This is a genomic window from Streptomyces bugieae, assembly GCF_036352915.1.
Classification (GTDB): domain Bacteria; phylum Actinomycetota; class Actinomycetes; order Streptomycetales; family Streptomycetaceae; genus Streptomyces; species Streptomyces endophytica.
The window spans coordinates 1-472 of the sequence record NZ_JAZBJP010000123.1; the positions used below are offsets into that span (position 1 = coordinate 1).

General features: G+C 68.6%; 1 protein-coding gene. It reads left to right on the forward strand.

Annotated features, from left to right (window positions below):
- The coding region (locus tag V2J85_RS40485; protein WP_330824373.1) for an NAD(+)/NADH kinase at positions 1–472 on the forward strand (472 nt) is incomplete at both ends.

The window sequence follows — 472 nt, forward strand, 5'->3', positions numbered from 1 at the left end:
CTGAAGGTTCTCTCGGCGGAAGCCGTGGACCGCGGCCCGCTGCATCTGGCGCCGGATGACATGCGCGCCCTCGGCGTCGACATCGAGGTCGTCGACGCCGACGAGCGAGCGGCCGAAGGTTGTGAGCTCGTGCTGGTGCTCGGCGGTGACGGCACGTTCCTGCGTGCCGCGGAGCTCGCGCGAAATGTCGAGATCCCGGTGCTGGGAGTCAATCTGGGCCGGATCGGATTCCTCGCCGAAGCCGAGGCCGAGGCGATCGACCATGTGCTCGAGCGCGTCATCGAGCGCGACTACCGCGTCGAGGAGCGGATGACCCTCGACATCGCGGTGCGGGTGGGGACCGATGTGGTGAACCGCGGTTGGGCACTCAACGAGGCCAGCCTGGAGAAGGGTCCCCGGCTCGGAGTGCTCGGCGTTGTGTTGGAGGTGGACGGCCGCCCGGTCTCGTCGTTCGGCTGCGACGGGGTATTGG